Source organism: Pseudomonas sp. McL0111 (genome assembly GCF_052567255.1).
Genome location: NZ_CP199585.1, coordinates 806,289 through 821,079, shown reverse-complemented (window position 1 = coordinate 821,079; position 14,791 = coordinate 806,289). Strand labels below are relative to the sequence as shown.

Annotated in this window: 12 protein-coding genes; 1 reads left to right on the top strand and 11 read right to left on the bottom strand. The window is 60.2% G+C overall.

Annotated features, from left to right (window positions below):
* Positions 1-18 precede the first annotated feature (18 nt).
* From purD to gcbA, 11 genes are all read right to left on the bottom strand, one after another.
* Positions 19-1,314 carry a phosphoribosylamine--glycine ligase gene (purD, locus tag ACTWLJ_RS03820; RefSeq protein ID WP_445179922.1) on the bottom strand — a complete coding sequence of 432 codons (1,296 nt, stop codon included), beginning with the start codon at positions 1,312-1,314 and terminating at the stop codon, positions 19-21.
* Between the two features lie 150 nt (positions 1,315-1,464).
* Entirely contained in the window at positions 1,465-3,072 is a 1,608-nt protein-coding gene (gene purH, locus ACTWLJ_RS03815) for a bifunctional phosphoribosylaminoimidazolecarboxamide formyltransferase/IMP cyclohydrolase (RefSeq protein ID WP_445179921.1), read from the bottom strand.
* Positions 3,073-3,155: 83 nt separating this feature from the next.
* Positions 3,156-3,476: a DNA-binding transcriptional regulator Fis gene (gene fis / locus ACTWLJ_RS03810; protein ID WP_002555375.1), complete on the bottom strand. Its 321-nt coding sequence runs from the start codon at positions 3,474-3,476 to the stop codon at positions 3,156-3,158.
* Entirely contained in the window at positions 3,473-4,483 is a 1,011-nt protein-coding gene (gene dusB, locus ACTWLJ_RS03805; protein ID WP_401216056.1) for a tRNA dihydrouridine synthase DusB, read from the bottom strand. The genes fis and dusB overlap by 4 nt, the downstream gene beginning before the upstream one ends.
* Before the next feature lie 185 nt (positions 4,484-4,668).
* Positions 4,669-5,925, bottom strand: a complete 1,257-nt coding sequence (locus ACTWLJ_RS03800; RefSeq protein ID WP_445179920.1) for a DUF3426 domain-containing protein — start codon at positions 5,923-5,925, stop codon at positions 4,669-4,671.
* A 30-nt stretch (positions 5,926-5,955) separates the two neighbouring features.
* The gene (gene prmA / locus ACTWLJ_RS03795; protein ID WP_445179919.1) at positions 5,956-6,834 is read right to left on the bottom strand and encodes a 50S ribosomal protein L11 methyltransferase; all 879 of its coding nucleotides are present in this window, start codon (positions 6,832-6,834) and stop codon (positions 5,956-5,958) included.
* 238 nt (positions 6,835-7,072) lie between these two features.
* Positions 7,073-8,431 carry an acetyl-CoA carboxylase biotin carboxylase subunit gene (accC, locus tag ACTWLJ_RS03790; RefSeq protein ID WP_445179918.1) on the bottom strand — a complete coding sequence of 453 codons (1,359 nt, stop codon included), beginning with the start codon at positions 8,429-8,431 and terminating at the stop codon, positions 7,073-7,075.
* A 17-nt stretch (positions 8,432-8,448) separates the two neighbouring features.
* A complete protein-coding gene (gene accB, locus ACTWLJ_RS03785) occupies positions 8,449-8,907 on the bottom strand; it encodes an acetyl-CoA carboxylase biotin carboxyl carrier protein (protein ID WP_445179917.1) in 459 nt (152 codons plus the stop codon).
* Positions 8,908-8,931: 24 nt separating this feature from the next.
* Positions 8,932-9,387, bottom strand: coding sequence for a type II 3-dehydroquinate dehydratase (gene aroQ / locus ACTWLJ_RS03780; protein ID WP_445179916.1), 456 nt, complete (start codon positions 9,385-9,387; stop codon positions 8,932-8,934).
* 241 nt (positions 9,388-9,628) lie between these two features.
* Entirely contained in the window at positions 9,629-11,575 is a 1,947-nt protein-coding gene (locus tag ACTWLJ_RS03775; protein ID WP_445179915.1) for a methyl-accepting chemotaxis protein, read from the bottom strand.
* A gap of 51 nt (positions 11,576-11,626) precedes the next feature.
* Positions 11,627-13,297 (bottom strand): diguanylate cyclase GcbA, encoded by a 1,671-nt coding sequence (gene gcbA / locus ACTWLJ_RS03770; protein WP_401216060.1) that lies wholly within the window; start codon positions 13,295-13,297, stop codon positions 11,627-11,629.
* A 424-nt stretch (positions 13,298-13,721) separates the two neighbouring features.
* Between gcbA and ACTWLJ_RS03765 the strand changes: the two genes are divergently transcribed.
* The gene (locus ACTWLJ_RS03765) at positions 13,722-14,789 is read left to right on the top strand and encodes a DUF2333 family protein (protein ID WP_445179914.1); all 1,068 of its coding nucleotides are present in this window, start codon (positions 13,722-13,724) and stop codon (positions 14,787-14,789) included.
* Positions 14,790-14,791: the final 2 nt, after the last annotated feature.

Below are 14,791 nucleotides of genomic sequence, written 5' to 3'. Positions count from 1 at the left end.
CCGGAGCAGACAGGTCGCTTATTCCTGAGTTTCGCCACGTTCGCGGGCAATGGCGCGGTAGCCAATGTCCTTGCGATAGAAGCAGCCTTCCCAGTCAATCGCCGCTGCAAGCTTATAGGCTTGCTGCTGAGCTTCGCCGACGCTGGCGCCCATGGCCGTGGCGCACAGCACCCGGCCACCGGCCGTCACGACCTGGCCATCCTTCAGTGCGGTGCCAGCGTGGAAGACTTTGCCTTCCAGAGTTGCCGCAGCATCCAGACCGTTGATCGCAGCGCCCTTGGCGTAGTCGCCCGGGTAACCGCCGGCAGCCAGCACGATGCCGACGCTCGGACGCGGGTCCCATTGCGCTTCAACCTTGTCCAGCGCCTGCGCCAGTGCGGCTTCGACCAGCAACACCAGGCTCGACTGCAGACGCAGCATCACTGGTTGGGTCTCAGGATCGCCGAAGCGGCAGTTGAACTCGATGACTTTCGGATTGCCGGCCTTGTCGATCATCAGCCCGGCGTACAGGAAGCCAGTGTAGACGTTGCCTTCCTCGGCCATGCCGCGTACGGTCGGCCAGATCACCAGATCCATCACGCGTTTGTGCACGTCGGCGGTGACTACCGGAGCAGGGGAGTAAGCACCCATGCCGCCAGTGTTCGGGCCGCTGTCGCCGTCGCCAACACGTTTGTGATCCTGGCTGGTGGCCATCGGCAGCACGTTCTTGCCGTCGACCATGACGATGAAGGACGCTTCTTCGCCGTCGAGGAATTCTTCGATTACCACGCGCGAACCGGCGTCACCGAAAGCATTGCCAGCGAGCATGTCGCGCACGGCGTCTTCGGCTTCGGCCAGGGTCATGGCAACGATCACGCCTTTACCAGCCGCCAGGCCATCGGCCTTGATCACGATTGGTGCGCCTTTTTCACGCAGATAAGCCAGGGCCGGCTCGATCTCGGTGAAGTTCTGGTAGTCGGCAGTCGGGATCTTGTGGCGAGCCAGGAAATCCTTGGTGAATGCTTTCGAGCCTTCCAGCTGCGCAGCGCCAGCGGTCGGACCAAAGCAGTCGAGGCCACGGGTACGGAACAGGTCGACGACGCCAGCCACCAGCGGCACTTCCGGGCCGACGATGGTCAGGGAAACGTTTTTCTCGGCGAAGTCTGCAAGCTGCTCAAGGGCCAGCACGTCGATGGCGACGTTCTCGCACTTGGCTTCAATCGCAGTACCGGCGTTGCCCGGGGCAACAAAAACCTTCTGCACGCGTGGGTCCTGGGCTACTTTCCAGGCCAGGGCGTGTTCACGGCCACCGCTGCCAATGATCAAAACATTCATTTCAAAAACCTCGGATGACGCTAATTCTGAAGGCAGCACTGAGCTGCTTTTCTGTGGGAGCTGGCCTGCCGGCGATGCAGGCGACTCGGTTCATCAATCAGACCGAGGGGATGCAATCGCTGGCAGGCCAGCTCCCACAGGATCGTGTACTTAGTGGCGGAAGTGGCGCATGCCGGTGAACACCATGGCGATGCCGGCTTCGTCAGCTGCAGCGATGACTTCTGCGTCACGCATCGAACCGCCCGGCTGGATCACCGCAGTGATACCGACCTTGGCCGCGTTGTCCAGACCGTCGCGGAACGGGAAGAACGCGTCCGATGCCATTACCGAGCCGGCTACTTGCAGGCCAGCGTGTTCAGCCTTGATCGCGGCGATACGCGCCGAGTTCACGCGGCTCATCTGGCCAGCGCCGACACCGATGGTCTGGCGGTTCTTGGCGTAGACGATGGCGTTGGACTTGACGTACTTGGCGACTTTCCAGGCGAAGATCAGGTCGTTGATTTCCTGTTCGGTCGGAGCGCGCTTGGTCACGACTTTCAGGTCTTCGCTGCCGATCATGCCGATGTCGCGGCTCTGTACCAGCAGACCACCGTTGACGCGCTTGTAATCCCAGGCAGCGGCGCGATCAGCCGACCATTCACCGCACGACAGCAGACGCACGTTGGCTTTGGCGGCGACGATAGCGCGAGCTTCTTCGCTGACGCTTGGAGCAATGATCACTTCAACGAACTGACGCTCGACGATCGCCTTGGCGGTCTCGGCATCCAGTTCACGGTTGAAAGCGATGATGCCGCCGAACGCCGACTCGGTGTCGGTGGCGTAGGCCAGTTCGTAGGCCTGACGGATACCGCCTTCGGCGTCCGGGCTAACGGCCACGCCGCACGGGTTGGCGTGCTTGACGATCACGCAGGCTGGCTTGACGAAGCTCTTCACGCATTCCAGCGCGGCGTCGGTGTCGGCCACGTTGTTGTACGACAGCTCTTTGCCTTGCAGTTGGGTCGCGGTGGCGATGCCGACTTCAGCTGGCTTGGCTTCAACGTAGAACGCCGCGCTCTGGTGCGGGTTCTCGCCGTAGCGCATTTCCTGGGCCTTGATGAACTGGCTGTTGAAGGTGCGCGGGAATTCGCTGCGACCTTCGGTGCTGAGGGTGTCAGCAGCCTGGTTCACGGTGCCCATGTAGTTGGCGATCATGCCGTCGTAGGCAGCGGTGTGTTCGAAGGCCTTGAGCATCAGGTCGAAACGCTGAGCGTAGGTCAGGCCGCCGGCCTTGAGACCTTCGAGGACGCTGGCGTAGTCGCCGGCATTCACTACGATGGCCACGTCTTTATGGTTTTTCGCTGCCGAACGCACCATGGTCGGGCCGCCGATATCGATGTTCTCGATGGCGGTCGGCAGGTCGCAACCTAGCTTGTTGATGGTGGCTTCGAACGGGTACAGGTTGACCGCTACCAGATCGATCGGCTTGATGCCGTGTTCGTTCATGATTGCGTCGTCGATACCGCGACGACCGAGGATGCCGCCGTGGATTTTCGGGTGCAGGGTTTTCACCCGACCGTCCATCATTTCTGCGAAACCGGTGTAATCCGCGACTTCCACTGCGGCGACGCCGTTGTCTTGCAGCAGCTTGAACGTTCCGCCGGTGGAGAGGATCTCGACGCCAAGAGCTTCCAGCTCCTTGGCGAATTCGAGGATCCCGGTCTTGTCGGAAACGCTGATCAAGGCGCGGCGGATCGGCAGGCGGGTAGTCTGGTCGGTCATCTCAATTTCCATCAAAAGCAAAGGAAGTCAGCAAAAAAGGCGACCGTTTTTTACGCGGGCGCCTTTCTGGTTTGATTGAATGCTTACAGCAGATCGTACTGCTTGAGTTTCTTGCGCAGCGTGCCTCGGTTGAGTCCGAGCAGCTCGCTGGCCTTGGTCTGGTTGCCCTTGACGTAGTTCATCACGCTTTCGAGCAGGGGAGCCTCGACTTCGGAGAGCACCAGGTTGTACACGTCCGTGACGGACGCGCCCTCAAGGTGGGCGAAATAATTGTGCAGCGCCTTCTCGACACTCCCGCGAAGGGTCTGGCCTTCTTCGCTCGGGGTATTGAGGTGCTGTTTCAAATTCACGTTGTCGCTCACGGGTGTTGTTCCACTCACTAAAGTCTCGGTCATCATCGTCATGCGGCCACCCCTTTTTCGTCCCCTGTCAGGCTCTTGTAACGCTCGGCGAAGAACTCCCGAACGTTGGCGCATTGTGTTTCCGTACCATCCAAACGATTGAAGTGGGCGCGAAACTCCCTGGCGCCCGGCAAGGTTGCGAGATACCAGCCCACATGCTTGCGCGCAATGCGCACGCCCATCACATCCCCATAGAAAGTGTGAAGGGCGGCCAGATGTTCCAGCAGAATGCGTTCCACCTCGACCAGCTCCGGCGCCGGCAATTTCTCGCCAGTGCGCAGGAAGTGATCGATCTCGCGAAAAATCCACGGCCGCCCTTGAGCGGCCCGGCCTACCAACAGGCCATCGGCACCGGTCGCGTCGAGCACGTAACGGGCCTTTTCCGGCGAATCAATATCGCCATTGGCAAACACCGGTATCGACACGGCCTGCTTGATCGCGGCAATCGTGTCGTACTCGGCTTCACCGGTGTACAGATCGGCGCGGGTACGGCCATGCACCGCCAGCGCTGTAATGCCGGCCTGCTCAGCGATCTTCGCCACGTTCAGGCCGTTCTTGTTGTCGCGATCCCAGCCAGTGCGGATCTTCAAGGTCACCGGCACATCAACTGCCGCCACGACGGCGTGCAGGATCTCGGTGACCAGTGCTTCATCTTTCAACAGCGCGGAACCGGCAGCCTTGTTGCAGACTTTTTTCGCCGGACAACCCATGTTGATATCAATAATCTGTGCGCCCAGTTCGACGTTGGCCCGTGCTGCATCCGCCAGCATCTGCGCATCGCCACCGGCAATCTGCACCGAACGGGGTTCAGGATCGCCTTCGTGGATCATGCGCATGCGCGACTTGCGGGTATTCCACAGGCTCATGTCACTGGTGACCATTTCCGAGACTACAAGCCCTGCGCCCAAACGCTTGCACAGCTGACGAAAGGGCTGATCGGTGACCCCCGCCATCGGGGCGAGAATCAAGCCGTTCTGCAATATGTATGGGCCGATGCGTACCGCCGACATAGGACTTCCCTGAAGTGGGGCCGGATCATGAGAGTTCGAAAAAGGGTTGGCATGATACCCGCTCTCGATGACTGGATAAAGGCTGAATTGAACAAAATCTGAACAGTTATTCTGTTATTGCCAGCGGTTTGGTTGCCGGATGCAAAGTCAGAAAACTGCCGTCAAACCTGAAACGCTGCGGCGGCTCACTCGGGCGAGTGGAAGCTCAGGCTGTAATTCACCGCTTTTGGGCCTGGGTCAAGGATGTCCAGAGCGATGTGGATCGGCGTCTGCTGCGGCATTTCTGCCAGTCCTTCGAGATCGCCGCTGAGGTATTCGCCGGGTTTGAAGCGACGACTGGCGATCAGCTTGCCGTTAAGGTCGGCGAAGCGCAGTTCCAGCAGCGGAAACGGCTGGGAGAACGTGGCGCGGTTATAAATGATCGCATCCACTACCAGTGCACCGCTGAACTCAGGATGACTACGCACCACCAGATTGCTGCTTTTGATTTTGGCGATGTCCACCTTGGACGGCACCGTGCAGCCGATCTGCGGGCAAAACTCCTGAAACCACGGGCGGTACTGGTCCTGGCGCGCCAGTTCGTCGAAGTGATAAGCGATGTATTGCCCGGCGAGACCGGCAGCGGCCAGCAACACCAGCGTCATCCAGAGCAGGCGACGGCCCCATGGCGAGCGGCGTTTCTGCCAGTCGAGTTGCAACGGGTCGTCAGTCAGGTCCTGCAGGACTTCGGCGCGAACTCCCGGTTCTGCGCGTTCACGCTTTTTGCGTGGTGCTTCGATGGGCGGCAAATCGTCGTCGGGTTCCGCGCTGGCGGACAGGCGTTCGCGGCGAGCGGCGGGATCAATCGGGTCGTGCAGGCGGAGTTGCGGGATCGGCGGTTCGTCGTCCAGATCCACCGGTTCGAGCGTCAGTGACGGCTCGGTACGGTGACTGTCTGCCGGTTCGATTTCGTCGATTTCCGGTTCTGTCTCCGGCGTGTGCTGATCGGCGCGCTCGCTGAACAGGCTGTCGCGCCAAACCGGGTCATCGCCGTCGGGGCTGTCGCGTCGGGCGCTCAAGGAGTCTTCGCGCTGACGGCCAAACTCGGTAGTCGGCTGGATTTCCCGTTGTTCGAGGCGAGCGAGTTCTTCGTCCAGATCCAGGCTGTCCAGATCCAGTTCGGTGGCGCTCCATTGTTTTTGGCTGATGGCGCGAGGCGCTGGTACCGGCGGTTCGACGATGACCGGCGGCGGTTCGATCACCGGCGACGGCTCGACGATGGCTGGCGCCACCGGAACAACCGCGTCCTTGCCAGCGTGTTGTTCAAGCAGCTGTTTGGCGGCGTTGAACACTTGCAGGCAGGAGCCGCAGCGAACCACCCCGCGGGCCACGCTCAATTGAGCATGGCTGACGCGGAAGCTGGTTTGGCAATGCGGGCACTGGGTGACGAAACTGTCGGTCATGCGGCGATCCGGATTATGCAGGCGGTCATTCTAGCGCCGACGCCCGGTGATGCGCACCCAGCCATCGCGATTGGCAATCGGGTCCAGATCGAAGTCCTGAGCATAAGCGGCGGCGACTTCATCACCTTGCTCGGCAAGGATGCCCGACAGCGCCAGACGGCCGCCCGACCTGACCAGACTCGACAACTGCGGAGCCAGCGAAACCAGCGGGCCGGCCAGAATATTGGCGACCAGTACATCGGCTTTGACCTGCGGCAGATCTTCCGGCAGGTACAGCGGGAACAGTTCGTCGGCAATGCCGTTGCGTCCGGCGTTATCGCGCGAAGCTTCCAGTGCTTGCACGTCGATGTCGGTGCCGACCGCTTGTTTTGCGCCGAGCAGCAGCGCGGCGATAGCGAGAATTCCCGAGCCGCAGCCGAAATCGAGCACGTTGCAGTCTTTCAGATCCTGGTCGTCGAGCCATTCCAGGCACAGCGCGGTGGTCGGGTGCGTGCCGGTGCCGAACGCCAGGCCCGGGTCCAGCAGCAAATTGACCGCGTCAGGCTCCGGTGCGGCGTGCCAGCTCGGCACGATCCACAGGCGCTGGCCGAACTGCATTGGCTGGAAGCCATCCATCCAGCTGCGTTCCCAGTCCTGGTCTTCAATGACTTCGCTGTGATGCTCGGGCAGCGGGCTGCCGGTCAGCAGTTCCAGATGGGCCAGTACGCTGGCGGCTTCGGTGCCACCTTCGAACAGGGCCAGCAGGTGCGTGTGCGACCACAGTGGGGTGGTGTTGAGTTCCGGCTCGAAGATCGGCTGATCTTCGGCGTCCATGAAGGTCACCGATACGGCGCCCACTTCAAGGAAAGCGTCTTCGTAGGTTTCGGCTTGTTCCGGGCTGATGGCGAGTCGTACTTGCAGCCAAGGCATGGCGGGCACCTTTGAAAAATATTGATTGCAGCCTAGCGGCCTGCGAGAAGCGCGCAAGTTTACGCGAGCGCGGCGCAGAACACGAACATGGTTGAAGATCAAAAGATCGCAGCCTTCGGCAGCTCCTGCATTGGAATGAGATCCCCTGTGGGAGCTGCCGAAGGCTGCGATCTTTTGACTTTGCTTTCAGAAACAACAAAGCCGCCCGAAGGCGGCTTTGTCTGGTGCGGGTTGAAGCTTAGTGCTTCTCGCCAGCCAGCTTGTGCTCGAGGTAGTGAATGTTCACGCCCCCTTTGCAGAAGCCTTCGTCACGAACCAGATCACGGTGCAGCGGGATGTTGGTCTTGATCCCGTCAACCACGATTTCGTCCAGGGCGTTACGCATGCGTGCCATGGCTTCTTCGCGGGTTGCGCCGTAAGTGATCAGCTTGCCGATCAGCGAGTCGTAGTTCGGTGGAACCGCATAACCGCTGTACAGGTGCGAATCGACGCGAACGCCGTTGCCGCCTGGAGCGTGGAAATGCTTGACCGTGCCCGGGCTCGGCATGAAGGTTTTCGGGTCTTCAGCGTTGATCCGGCATTCCAGCGAGTGACCGCGGATAACTACGTCATCCTGAGTGAACGACAGCTTGTTGCCAGCGGCGATGCTGAGCATCTCCTTGACGATGTCGATACCAGTGACCATTTCCGAAACCGGGTGCTCCACCTGAACACGGGTGTTCATTTCGATGAAGTAGAAACTACCGTTCTCGTACAGGAACTCGAAAGTGCCGGCGCCACGGTAACCGATATCGATGCAAGCCTTGACGCAGCGCGCCAGAACTTCCTGGCGAGCCTTCTCGTCGATGCCCGGTGCCGGCGCTTCTTCGAGAACTTTCTGGTGGCGGCGTTGCAGCGAGCAATCGCGGTCGCCCAGATGGATCGCATGACCCTGGCCATCGGAAAGCACCTGAACTTCCACGTGACGCGGATTGGTCAGGAATTTTTCCAGATAGACCATCGGGTTGCCGAACGCTGCACCGGCTTCGGTGCGGGTCAGCTTGGCGAAGGCGATCAGGTCTTCTTCTTTATGCACAACGCGCATACCGCGACCACCACCGCCGCCAGCGGCTTTGATGATCACCGGGTAGCCAACTTCACGGCCAATGCGCAGTGCCGTTTCTTCGTCTTCCGGCAGTGGGCCGTCGGAACCGGGAACGGTTGGAACGCCAGCTTCGATCATCGCGTGCTTGGCCGATACCTTGTCGCCCATCAGGCGAATGGTGTCGGCTTTCGGGCCGATGAACGCGAAACCGGAATTCTCGACCTGTTCGGCAAAGTCGGCGTTTTCCGCGAGGAAGCCGTAGCCCGGGTGAATGGCGGTAGCGCCAGTCACTTCAGCTGCTGCAATGATGGCCGGGATGTGCAGATAAGAGTGCGCGGCAGAAGCCGGGCCGATGCAGACGGATTCGTCTGCCAGACCCAGGTGCATCAGCTCTTTGTCGGCCTTGGAGTAAACGGCGACGGTCTTGATGCCCATCTCTTTGCAGGCACGCAGAATCCGCAGGGCGATCTCACCGCGGTTAGCGATCAGAACTTTTTCCAACTTCGCAGTCATCAAAGGCTCTCCGCAGTTCAAACGATGGTGAACAGCGGTTGGTCGTACTCAACCGGCTGGCCGTCTTCGACGAGGATGGATTCGATCACACCGCTGGTTTCAGCTTCGATGTGGTTCATCATCTTCATGGCTTCGACGATGCACAGAGTGTCGCCTTTCTTCACTGTCTGGCCGACTTCAACGAAGGACGGCGAGGTTGGCGAAGATTTACGGTAGAACGTACCTACCATCGGCGAGCGGGCAACGGTGCCATTCAGCACTGGAGCGGCAGGCGCGGCAGGTGCAGCGGCAGCAGCCGGAGCAGCGACAGGCGCGGCGGCCGGAGCTTGCATTGGCGCAGGAGCGTAGTACTGCTGAGCCGGGGTCTTGCTGTGGCGGCTGATACGTACGGACTCTTCGCCTTCCTTGATCTCGAGCTCGTCGATGCCGGACTCTTCCAGCAATTCGATCAGTTTCTTAACTTTACGGATATCCATGAATCATCAACTCCCAAGGGTCGGTCAGGGGCGTATAGCTTGGTGTTCAAGCTGCTCTAGTGCAGCCTCCAGGGCCAGTCGATAACCGCTGGCGCCAAGGCCGCAGATCACTCCCACCGCTACGTCGGAGAAGTAAGAGTGATGGCGGAAAGGTTCGCGTTTGTGCACGTTGGACAAATGCACTTCGATGAATGGGATGCTCACCGCCAGCAGCGCGTCACGTAATGCGACACTTGTATGCGTAAAAGCTGCTGGATTGATCAGAATGAAGTCCACACCTTCATCGCGGGCGGCGTGGATACGGTCGATCAATTCATACTCGGCGTTGCTTTGCAGGTACAGCAGATGATGACCGGCATCGCGGGCGCGGCGTTCCAGGTCCTGATTGATCTGCGCCAGGGTCGTCGACCCATAGGTACCCGGTTCACGGGTGCCGAGCAGGTTCAGGTTGGGGCCGTGCAGCACCAGTAGCGTTGCCATCTGCGTTGTCCTTGTTATGGGTGAGCAATGTTCAGAACCCGGCGACTATGCCGCAAAGACTTTGTGACTGTCCAGTTCTATGCAATAGCCAGCACGATGGCCGATGTTTGCGCGAAATATGTGACCAAGCAATTAAATCCGGTCATTTGAAGTGTCGGGACTATCGCATTCGCGAGCAAGCTCGCTCCCACAGGGGTATGCATTCCAATGTGGGAGCGAGCTCGCTCGCGAAGGCGACTTGTCAGACGCGGAAGGCCTGAACGGCGGTATGCAGTTGCCCGCCCAATACCAGCAGATTCTCTCCCTGTTCACGACCCTGGCCGATACGCAGCAAGTTATCCCCACCCAATTGGTGAATCCGCTCGCTGTGATCACGAATCTCACTGACCGCGCCACTTTGCTGGGCAGTGACATCGGCAATACGAATCGCCGTATCGGAAATGGTCTGAATCGCGCCGACGATTTTATCCAGCGCGCCGTCCGCCGCTTGCGCCTGATTGGCCGTGGCTTCGGCGTGTTCGACCTGGGCGCGCATGCCCTCCACTGACTGCCGAGCCGCGGTTTGCAGGCCGGCAATCAGCGTCTGGATTTCTGCGGTCGCACCCGCCGTGCGCTGTGCGAGTGAGCGAACCTCTTCGGCGACTACCGCAAATCCCCGACCCATTTCCCCGGCGCGAGCCGCTTCGATAGCCGCGTTCAATGCCAGCAGATTGGTCTGGTCGGCAATCGAGCGGATCACCGTCAGCACGCCGCCGATGGTCGCTGACTCTTCGGCCAGATGCTCGATCATCTGCGCATTGCCTTGCACCTCGCCCACCAGTGCGTGCAGCCCGGTGAGGCTCTGGCCGATCACGGTTTGCCCGTGCTCGACGGCCAGCCCGGCGTGGCGGCTGGCATCGGCCGCTTGCCGCGCGTCGCCGGCCACTTGCTGAATGGTTGCCTCAAGCTCACCGAGAGAATCGCGGATCAGTGCGGTATCACCGGCCTGATGCTCGGCACCGCTGTGCAAGTCGTTGCTCAGTTCGGCGAGGGTGCGGCTGCTGCCCGCCACTTGTTCGGCATTGCCGCGAATGGTCCCGACCAGATCCACCAGATAAGCACGCAGACGATTGAGCGAAGCTTCGATGTCATGCAGTTCGCGGTTGGTCTTGCCCAGATGAATGTCACGACTGAAATCACCCTCGGCCCAGGTCGACAGCGCTGGTGCGAGGTTAGTCAGGGTACGGGCCAGACGTCGCTGCAAGGTGTCGATCAGCAGCGCGATCAACAGAATCAGGCCGATCATCAGGCCTTGCATCAGTCGCACTTCGCTTTGGATCTGCCCGTGCTGGGCGCGCACCACCGGTTCCAGGCCAGCGATGGCTTGCTGCACGGCGGCGATTTTCAGGTGGGTGGCGGTGCTCAGCTCGGTGCGTTTCTCGATCTGCTCACGAGTGCGTGCCAGCTCCGCCGGGTAACGCCCGAGCAAACTGTTGAGTTCACGCTTGAGGCCGACACCTGCATCTTCGGCGGCGGTTTTTTCCGTGCTTTCGATGCCCATCATCGCGGCGAAATCATCGCTGCTTGATTCATTGCTGGCGACCACGCCGAGCAAGGGCAGGGCATCAATCACTTGGGCTTGAGCGCGGATGTTGGTCACTTCGCGCTCAACGTCGGCGGCCAATTCGCTACGGCCGCTGCTGACCAGTTTGTCCCGCGCCAGCGACAGCTTCCCAAGGTGTTGCGAGGCGGCGAGCAGTGGCGTCAGGTAGGTGGCATTGCCGTTGGCGTAAGTGCTGAGCTGGTCGAGACTGGCGCTCAATTCGCGCTCGGCCTGCAACAGCAACGCCTGTGGATCGCCGGCGAGTTTGCCGGCGGCCAGCAGGTCGGTCTTGCTGAAGTCTTCGAGGCCGGAAAGGCTCGGGCGCAAAGTGTCAGCGAGGGCTGGCGGCAGCTCGCCGAGTTCCTTTTGCAAGCCATCGATGGCCTGGCTGGCGCTGCTCAGGCGCAGAGCGTCGCCGCTGGTGAGGTAATCCTCGACGTTGCGTGCCACGTCATTCTGAAATTGCTGCGACAGCCCCAGGTAACGCTCCATCAACAGATACGGGCGCTCCAGGGCTTTTTGCGACCACCACAATGTGGCGCCGAGGGCCACGCAGACGGCGACCAGCAGGAGAGTATTGAGATTGGTGAGCAACTTCAGGCGCATGACGGCTACCAACGGCAGAAATGGTAAGCGCCTGAATTTATTGCGGTTCTGTTACAGGGTTATGACCGAATCAGTGGAATCCGATGAAAAAGTGGCACTTTGCTTTGAGTCGCGCGCGGTCTGCACCCGATTGCGTCCACCATCCTTCGCGCGGTACAGCGCCTCGTCAGCCTGGCTGGCCATCATCAGGCTGTCGCAGTCATCGCGCATTTCCACCACGCCGGCACTGAAGGTGCACCACAAATCCTGCGGCTGGGCCGGATAGTGGATTTCGGCAAAGCGCTGACGGATTTCGTCGAGCACTTTGTGCGCGGCATCTATATCAGTGTCAGGCATGACGATGGCGAACTCTTCGCCGCCGTAACGGCCGATGAAGTCGGTCTTGCGCAAGCGCTGCTTGAGGAACAGCGCGAGGCTCTTGATCACCCGGTCGCCCATCGGATGACCGTGGCTGTCGTTGACCCGTTTGAAGTGGTCGATGTCGAGCATGGCAAAGCTCAACGGCTTGTTCTCGCGACGGGCGCGGAACGAGCAGTCTTCGAGCAATTGCAGAATATGCGTGTGGTTGTAGAGGCCGGTGAGGCTGTCACGGACCATCCGCGCTTTCAGATTGCGGGCGCGGGCGGCGCGGTTGCGCACAGTGGTAATAAGGTGTCGCGGTTTGATCGGCTTGGTCAGGAAGTCGTCACCGCCTTCGCTCATGGCGTCGAGCTGCTTGTCCAGATCGTCTTCGGCCGACAGATAAATGATCGGCACGCTGACATAGCGGTCGTTGTGGCGGATCACCTTGGCCAGTTCAGTACCGGTGCAGGCCGGCATGTACATGTCGAGGATGATCAGGTCCGGCTGAAAATCCGCCAGCTCGGCCATCGCCTGAATCGGTTCGATCAAGGTGCGGGTGACAATCCCGGCGCTGTTGAGCAGGCGTTCGGTGTGCAAGGCCTGGGCGCGAGAGTCATCAATGATCAGCACTTTATAAGGTTCGTACTGGGCGACGCAGGTCAGGACTTCGATCTTCTCCAGCAGGCTCGAAGCTTCGAGGGTGCCGGTGAGGAATTCCTGGCCACCGGCGCGCACTGCGGCGAGACGGGTCGGGGTGTCGGTTTCGTGCAGGCTGAAAAACAGCAGCGGTAGTGGTTCTTCCAGACCCACTTGGGCTTCGGCTGCCAGTTTCAGGCCGATGCCGGCACCGCTGAAGTCGACGTCCATCACGATGGCGGCAGGCAAGCGCTCGACCATCGACGAACGAAACGCCGCGACACTGTCCAGCGCCTGCGCCGAAAGGCCGAAGAACTCCAACTGCTTGGCCAGCCGTTCGGCACGGTCGTGGTCTTGCAGCATCACGTAAATCGGTTTGCGCAGGGGCGGCAGAAAGGTCTGGTCGAGTTGGTCGCCATGACGCAGGCCGGTGCGGGACAGGCGTTGCATCAAACGATTGAGGTCAGTAATCAGGCCGCTGCTCAGGCGTCCGCGATTGGCGTCCACCGCCTCCAGCGACTGGCTGATGTGGCGGGCCAGATGCGTGTGCTCGGGCTGTTCGAAACGCTCGGCAAAACGCAGCAGGCGCAGGTTGGCCTCGCTCAGTTCGGCGAGGTCGGCGGTGGACCACTCACTGCGTTGCAGGCGCTGCCATATCTCAAGAATCTGACGTGCCTGATGAATTACCCGCTGGGCAAAGTGGTGCTTGAGACGCTCACGGCTGGGGTCTTCTGGCTCGGTCATATCCTGACTACTAGTTAGGCTGCATGCTGAGATCGACTGGTGGCTCTATGCTAGCACCTCTTTTCCCTTACACGAGTGTCATGCATCAATAATCTGCGGTGCGACACAATTCAGTTTCTGACCGACTGGTTTTGTTTTTGACCTTGTCGTCGTGGATGTCCCCGTGAGCCGGGGACATGGTCATGCTCGAAGACGTTTCATCGAGGCTCGGCGCGGGTCAGTGGGTTGCAAGGGACAATCTTCGATTGATTGATGTGATTCGACTTTGTCGGAGCGCAGACTCAGGGAATCCCCTAGAGTCATCACGGATGAATGCGGAATCATCGATTTGCTGCTTCTATTGAATGGCGGGTGCCCGGCCTCGGCACGTTGTTGTATGGTTGTGGTCGAACCGTTGAACCCAAGTGATTGAAAGGATATCGCCATGCTGGACTGGAAGAACCGCGCGGGCAGCGCGCCTGAACGTGCCGCCGAGCCCAAGTCGGCCGCTCGCAGCTATGTGGGCGGGCTTTTGTTCAGCCGTGCGCTGGCGACATTGGTCGGCATTTACCTGCTGGTGACCATCGGTCTTGGCTGGTACTGGAGCGAAGAACCGGCATTGTTCCCGGTTGCGCAAAACGCCCAGCTCGCTGCCGAGAAAGAAGGCAAGCAGATGGTCGTCGGCTACACCACCGTCGAAACCCTGAAGACTGTCGCTGGCACGCTGCTGGACAAACCGGGCGGCTACATTTCCAACGACCGCTTCCCGCCGGGCTTGTGGATGGACAACATGCCGAGCTGGGAATACGGCGTGCTGGTGCAGGTGCGTGACCTGACCCGCGCATTGCGCAAAGACTTTGCCCGCTCGCAGTCGCAATCGGCTGAAGACGCTGATCTGGCCAAGGCCGAGCCGCGTTTCAACTTCGATAACAAGAGCTGGATTCTGCCGTCCACCGAGTCGGAGTATCAGGAAGGTATCAACTCCCTGAGCCGTTATCAGGCGCGTCTGTCTGATCCTACGCAGAAAAACGCACTGTTCTATGCACGCGCCGACAACCTCAACAACTGGCTGGGCGACGTCGGTACCCGTCTCGGCTCGCTGTCGCAACGCCTGTCGGCGAGTGTCGGCCGGGTCAAGCTCAACACGGCGCTGAAGACTGAAGTGCCAGCCGTTGGTGAAGTGCCGCAGGTTGACGAAGAAGTCGTCGAGACTCCGTGGATGCAAATTGACAACGTCTTCTATGAAGCTCGTGGTCAGGCCTGGGCTCTGTCGCACTTGCTGCGTGCCATCGAAGTCGACTTCGCCGATGTACTGGCGAAGAAGAACGCCACGGTCAGCGTGCGCCAGATCATTCGTGAGCTGGAAGCCTCGCAGGAACCGGTCTGGAGTCCGATGATCCTCAACGGCAGCGGCTTCGGCGTGCTGGCCAACCACTCGCTGGTCATGGCCAACTACATTTCCCGGGCTAACGCGGCAGTGATCGATTTGCGTCAACTGCTCAATCAGGGCTGATA

What these genes read in the sequence shown, in the direction of transcription:
- ACTWLJ_RS03775 (WP_445179915.1), bottom strand. Translation starts at nt 11,575, where the DNA reads ATGCGCCTGAAGTTGCTCACCAATCTCAATACTCTCCTGCTGGTCGCC.
- ACTWLJ_RS03765 (WP_445179914.1), top strand. Translation starts at nt 13,722, where the DNA reads ATGCTGGACTGGAAGAACCGCGCGGGCAGCGCGCCTGAACGTGCCGCC.
- prmA (WP_445179919.1), bottom strand. Translation starts at nt 6,834, where the DNA reads ATGCCTTGGCTGCAAGTACGACTCGCCATCAGCCCGGAACAAGCCGAA.
- purD (WP_445179922.1), bottom strand. Translation starts at nt 1,314, where the DNA reads ATGAATGTTTTGATCATTGGCAGCGGTGGCCGTGAACACGCCCTGGCC.
- aroQ (WP_445179916.1), bottom strand. Translation starts at nt 9,387, where the DNA reads ATGGCAACGCTACTGGTGCTGCACGGCCCCAACCTGAACCTGCTCGGC.
- accB (WP_445179917.1), bottom strand. Translation starts at nt 8,907, where the DNA reads ATGGATATCCGTAAAGTTAAGAAACTGATCGAATTGCTGGAAGAGTCC.
- accC (WP_445179918.1), bottom strand. Translation starts at nt 8,431, where the DNA reads ATGACTGCGAAGTTGGAAAAAGTTCTGATCGCTAACCGCGGTGAGATC.
- fis (WP_002555375.1), bottom strand. Translation starts at nt 3,476, where the DNA reads ATGACGATGATGACCGAGACTTTAGTGAGTGGAACAACACCCGTGAGC.
- purH (WP_445179921.1), bottom strand. Translation starts at nt 3,072, where the DNA reads ATGACCGACCAGACTACCCGCCTGCCGATCCGCCGCGCCTTGATCAGC.
- gcbA (WP_401216060.1), bottom strand. Translation starts at nt 13,297, where the DNA reads ATGACCGAGCCAGAAGACCCCAGCCGTGAGCGTCTCAAGCACCACTTT.
- ACTWLJ_RS03800 (WP_445179920.1), bottom strand. Translation starts at nt 5,925, where the DNA reads ATGACCGACAGTTTCGTCACCCAGTGCCCGCATTGCCAAACCAGCTTC.
- dusB (WP_401216056.1), bottom strand. Translation starts at nt 4,483, where the DNA reads ATGTCGGCGGTACGCATCGGCCCATACATATTGCAGAACGGCTTGATT.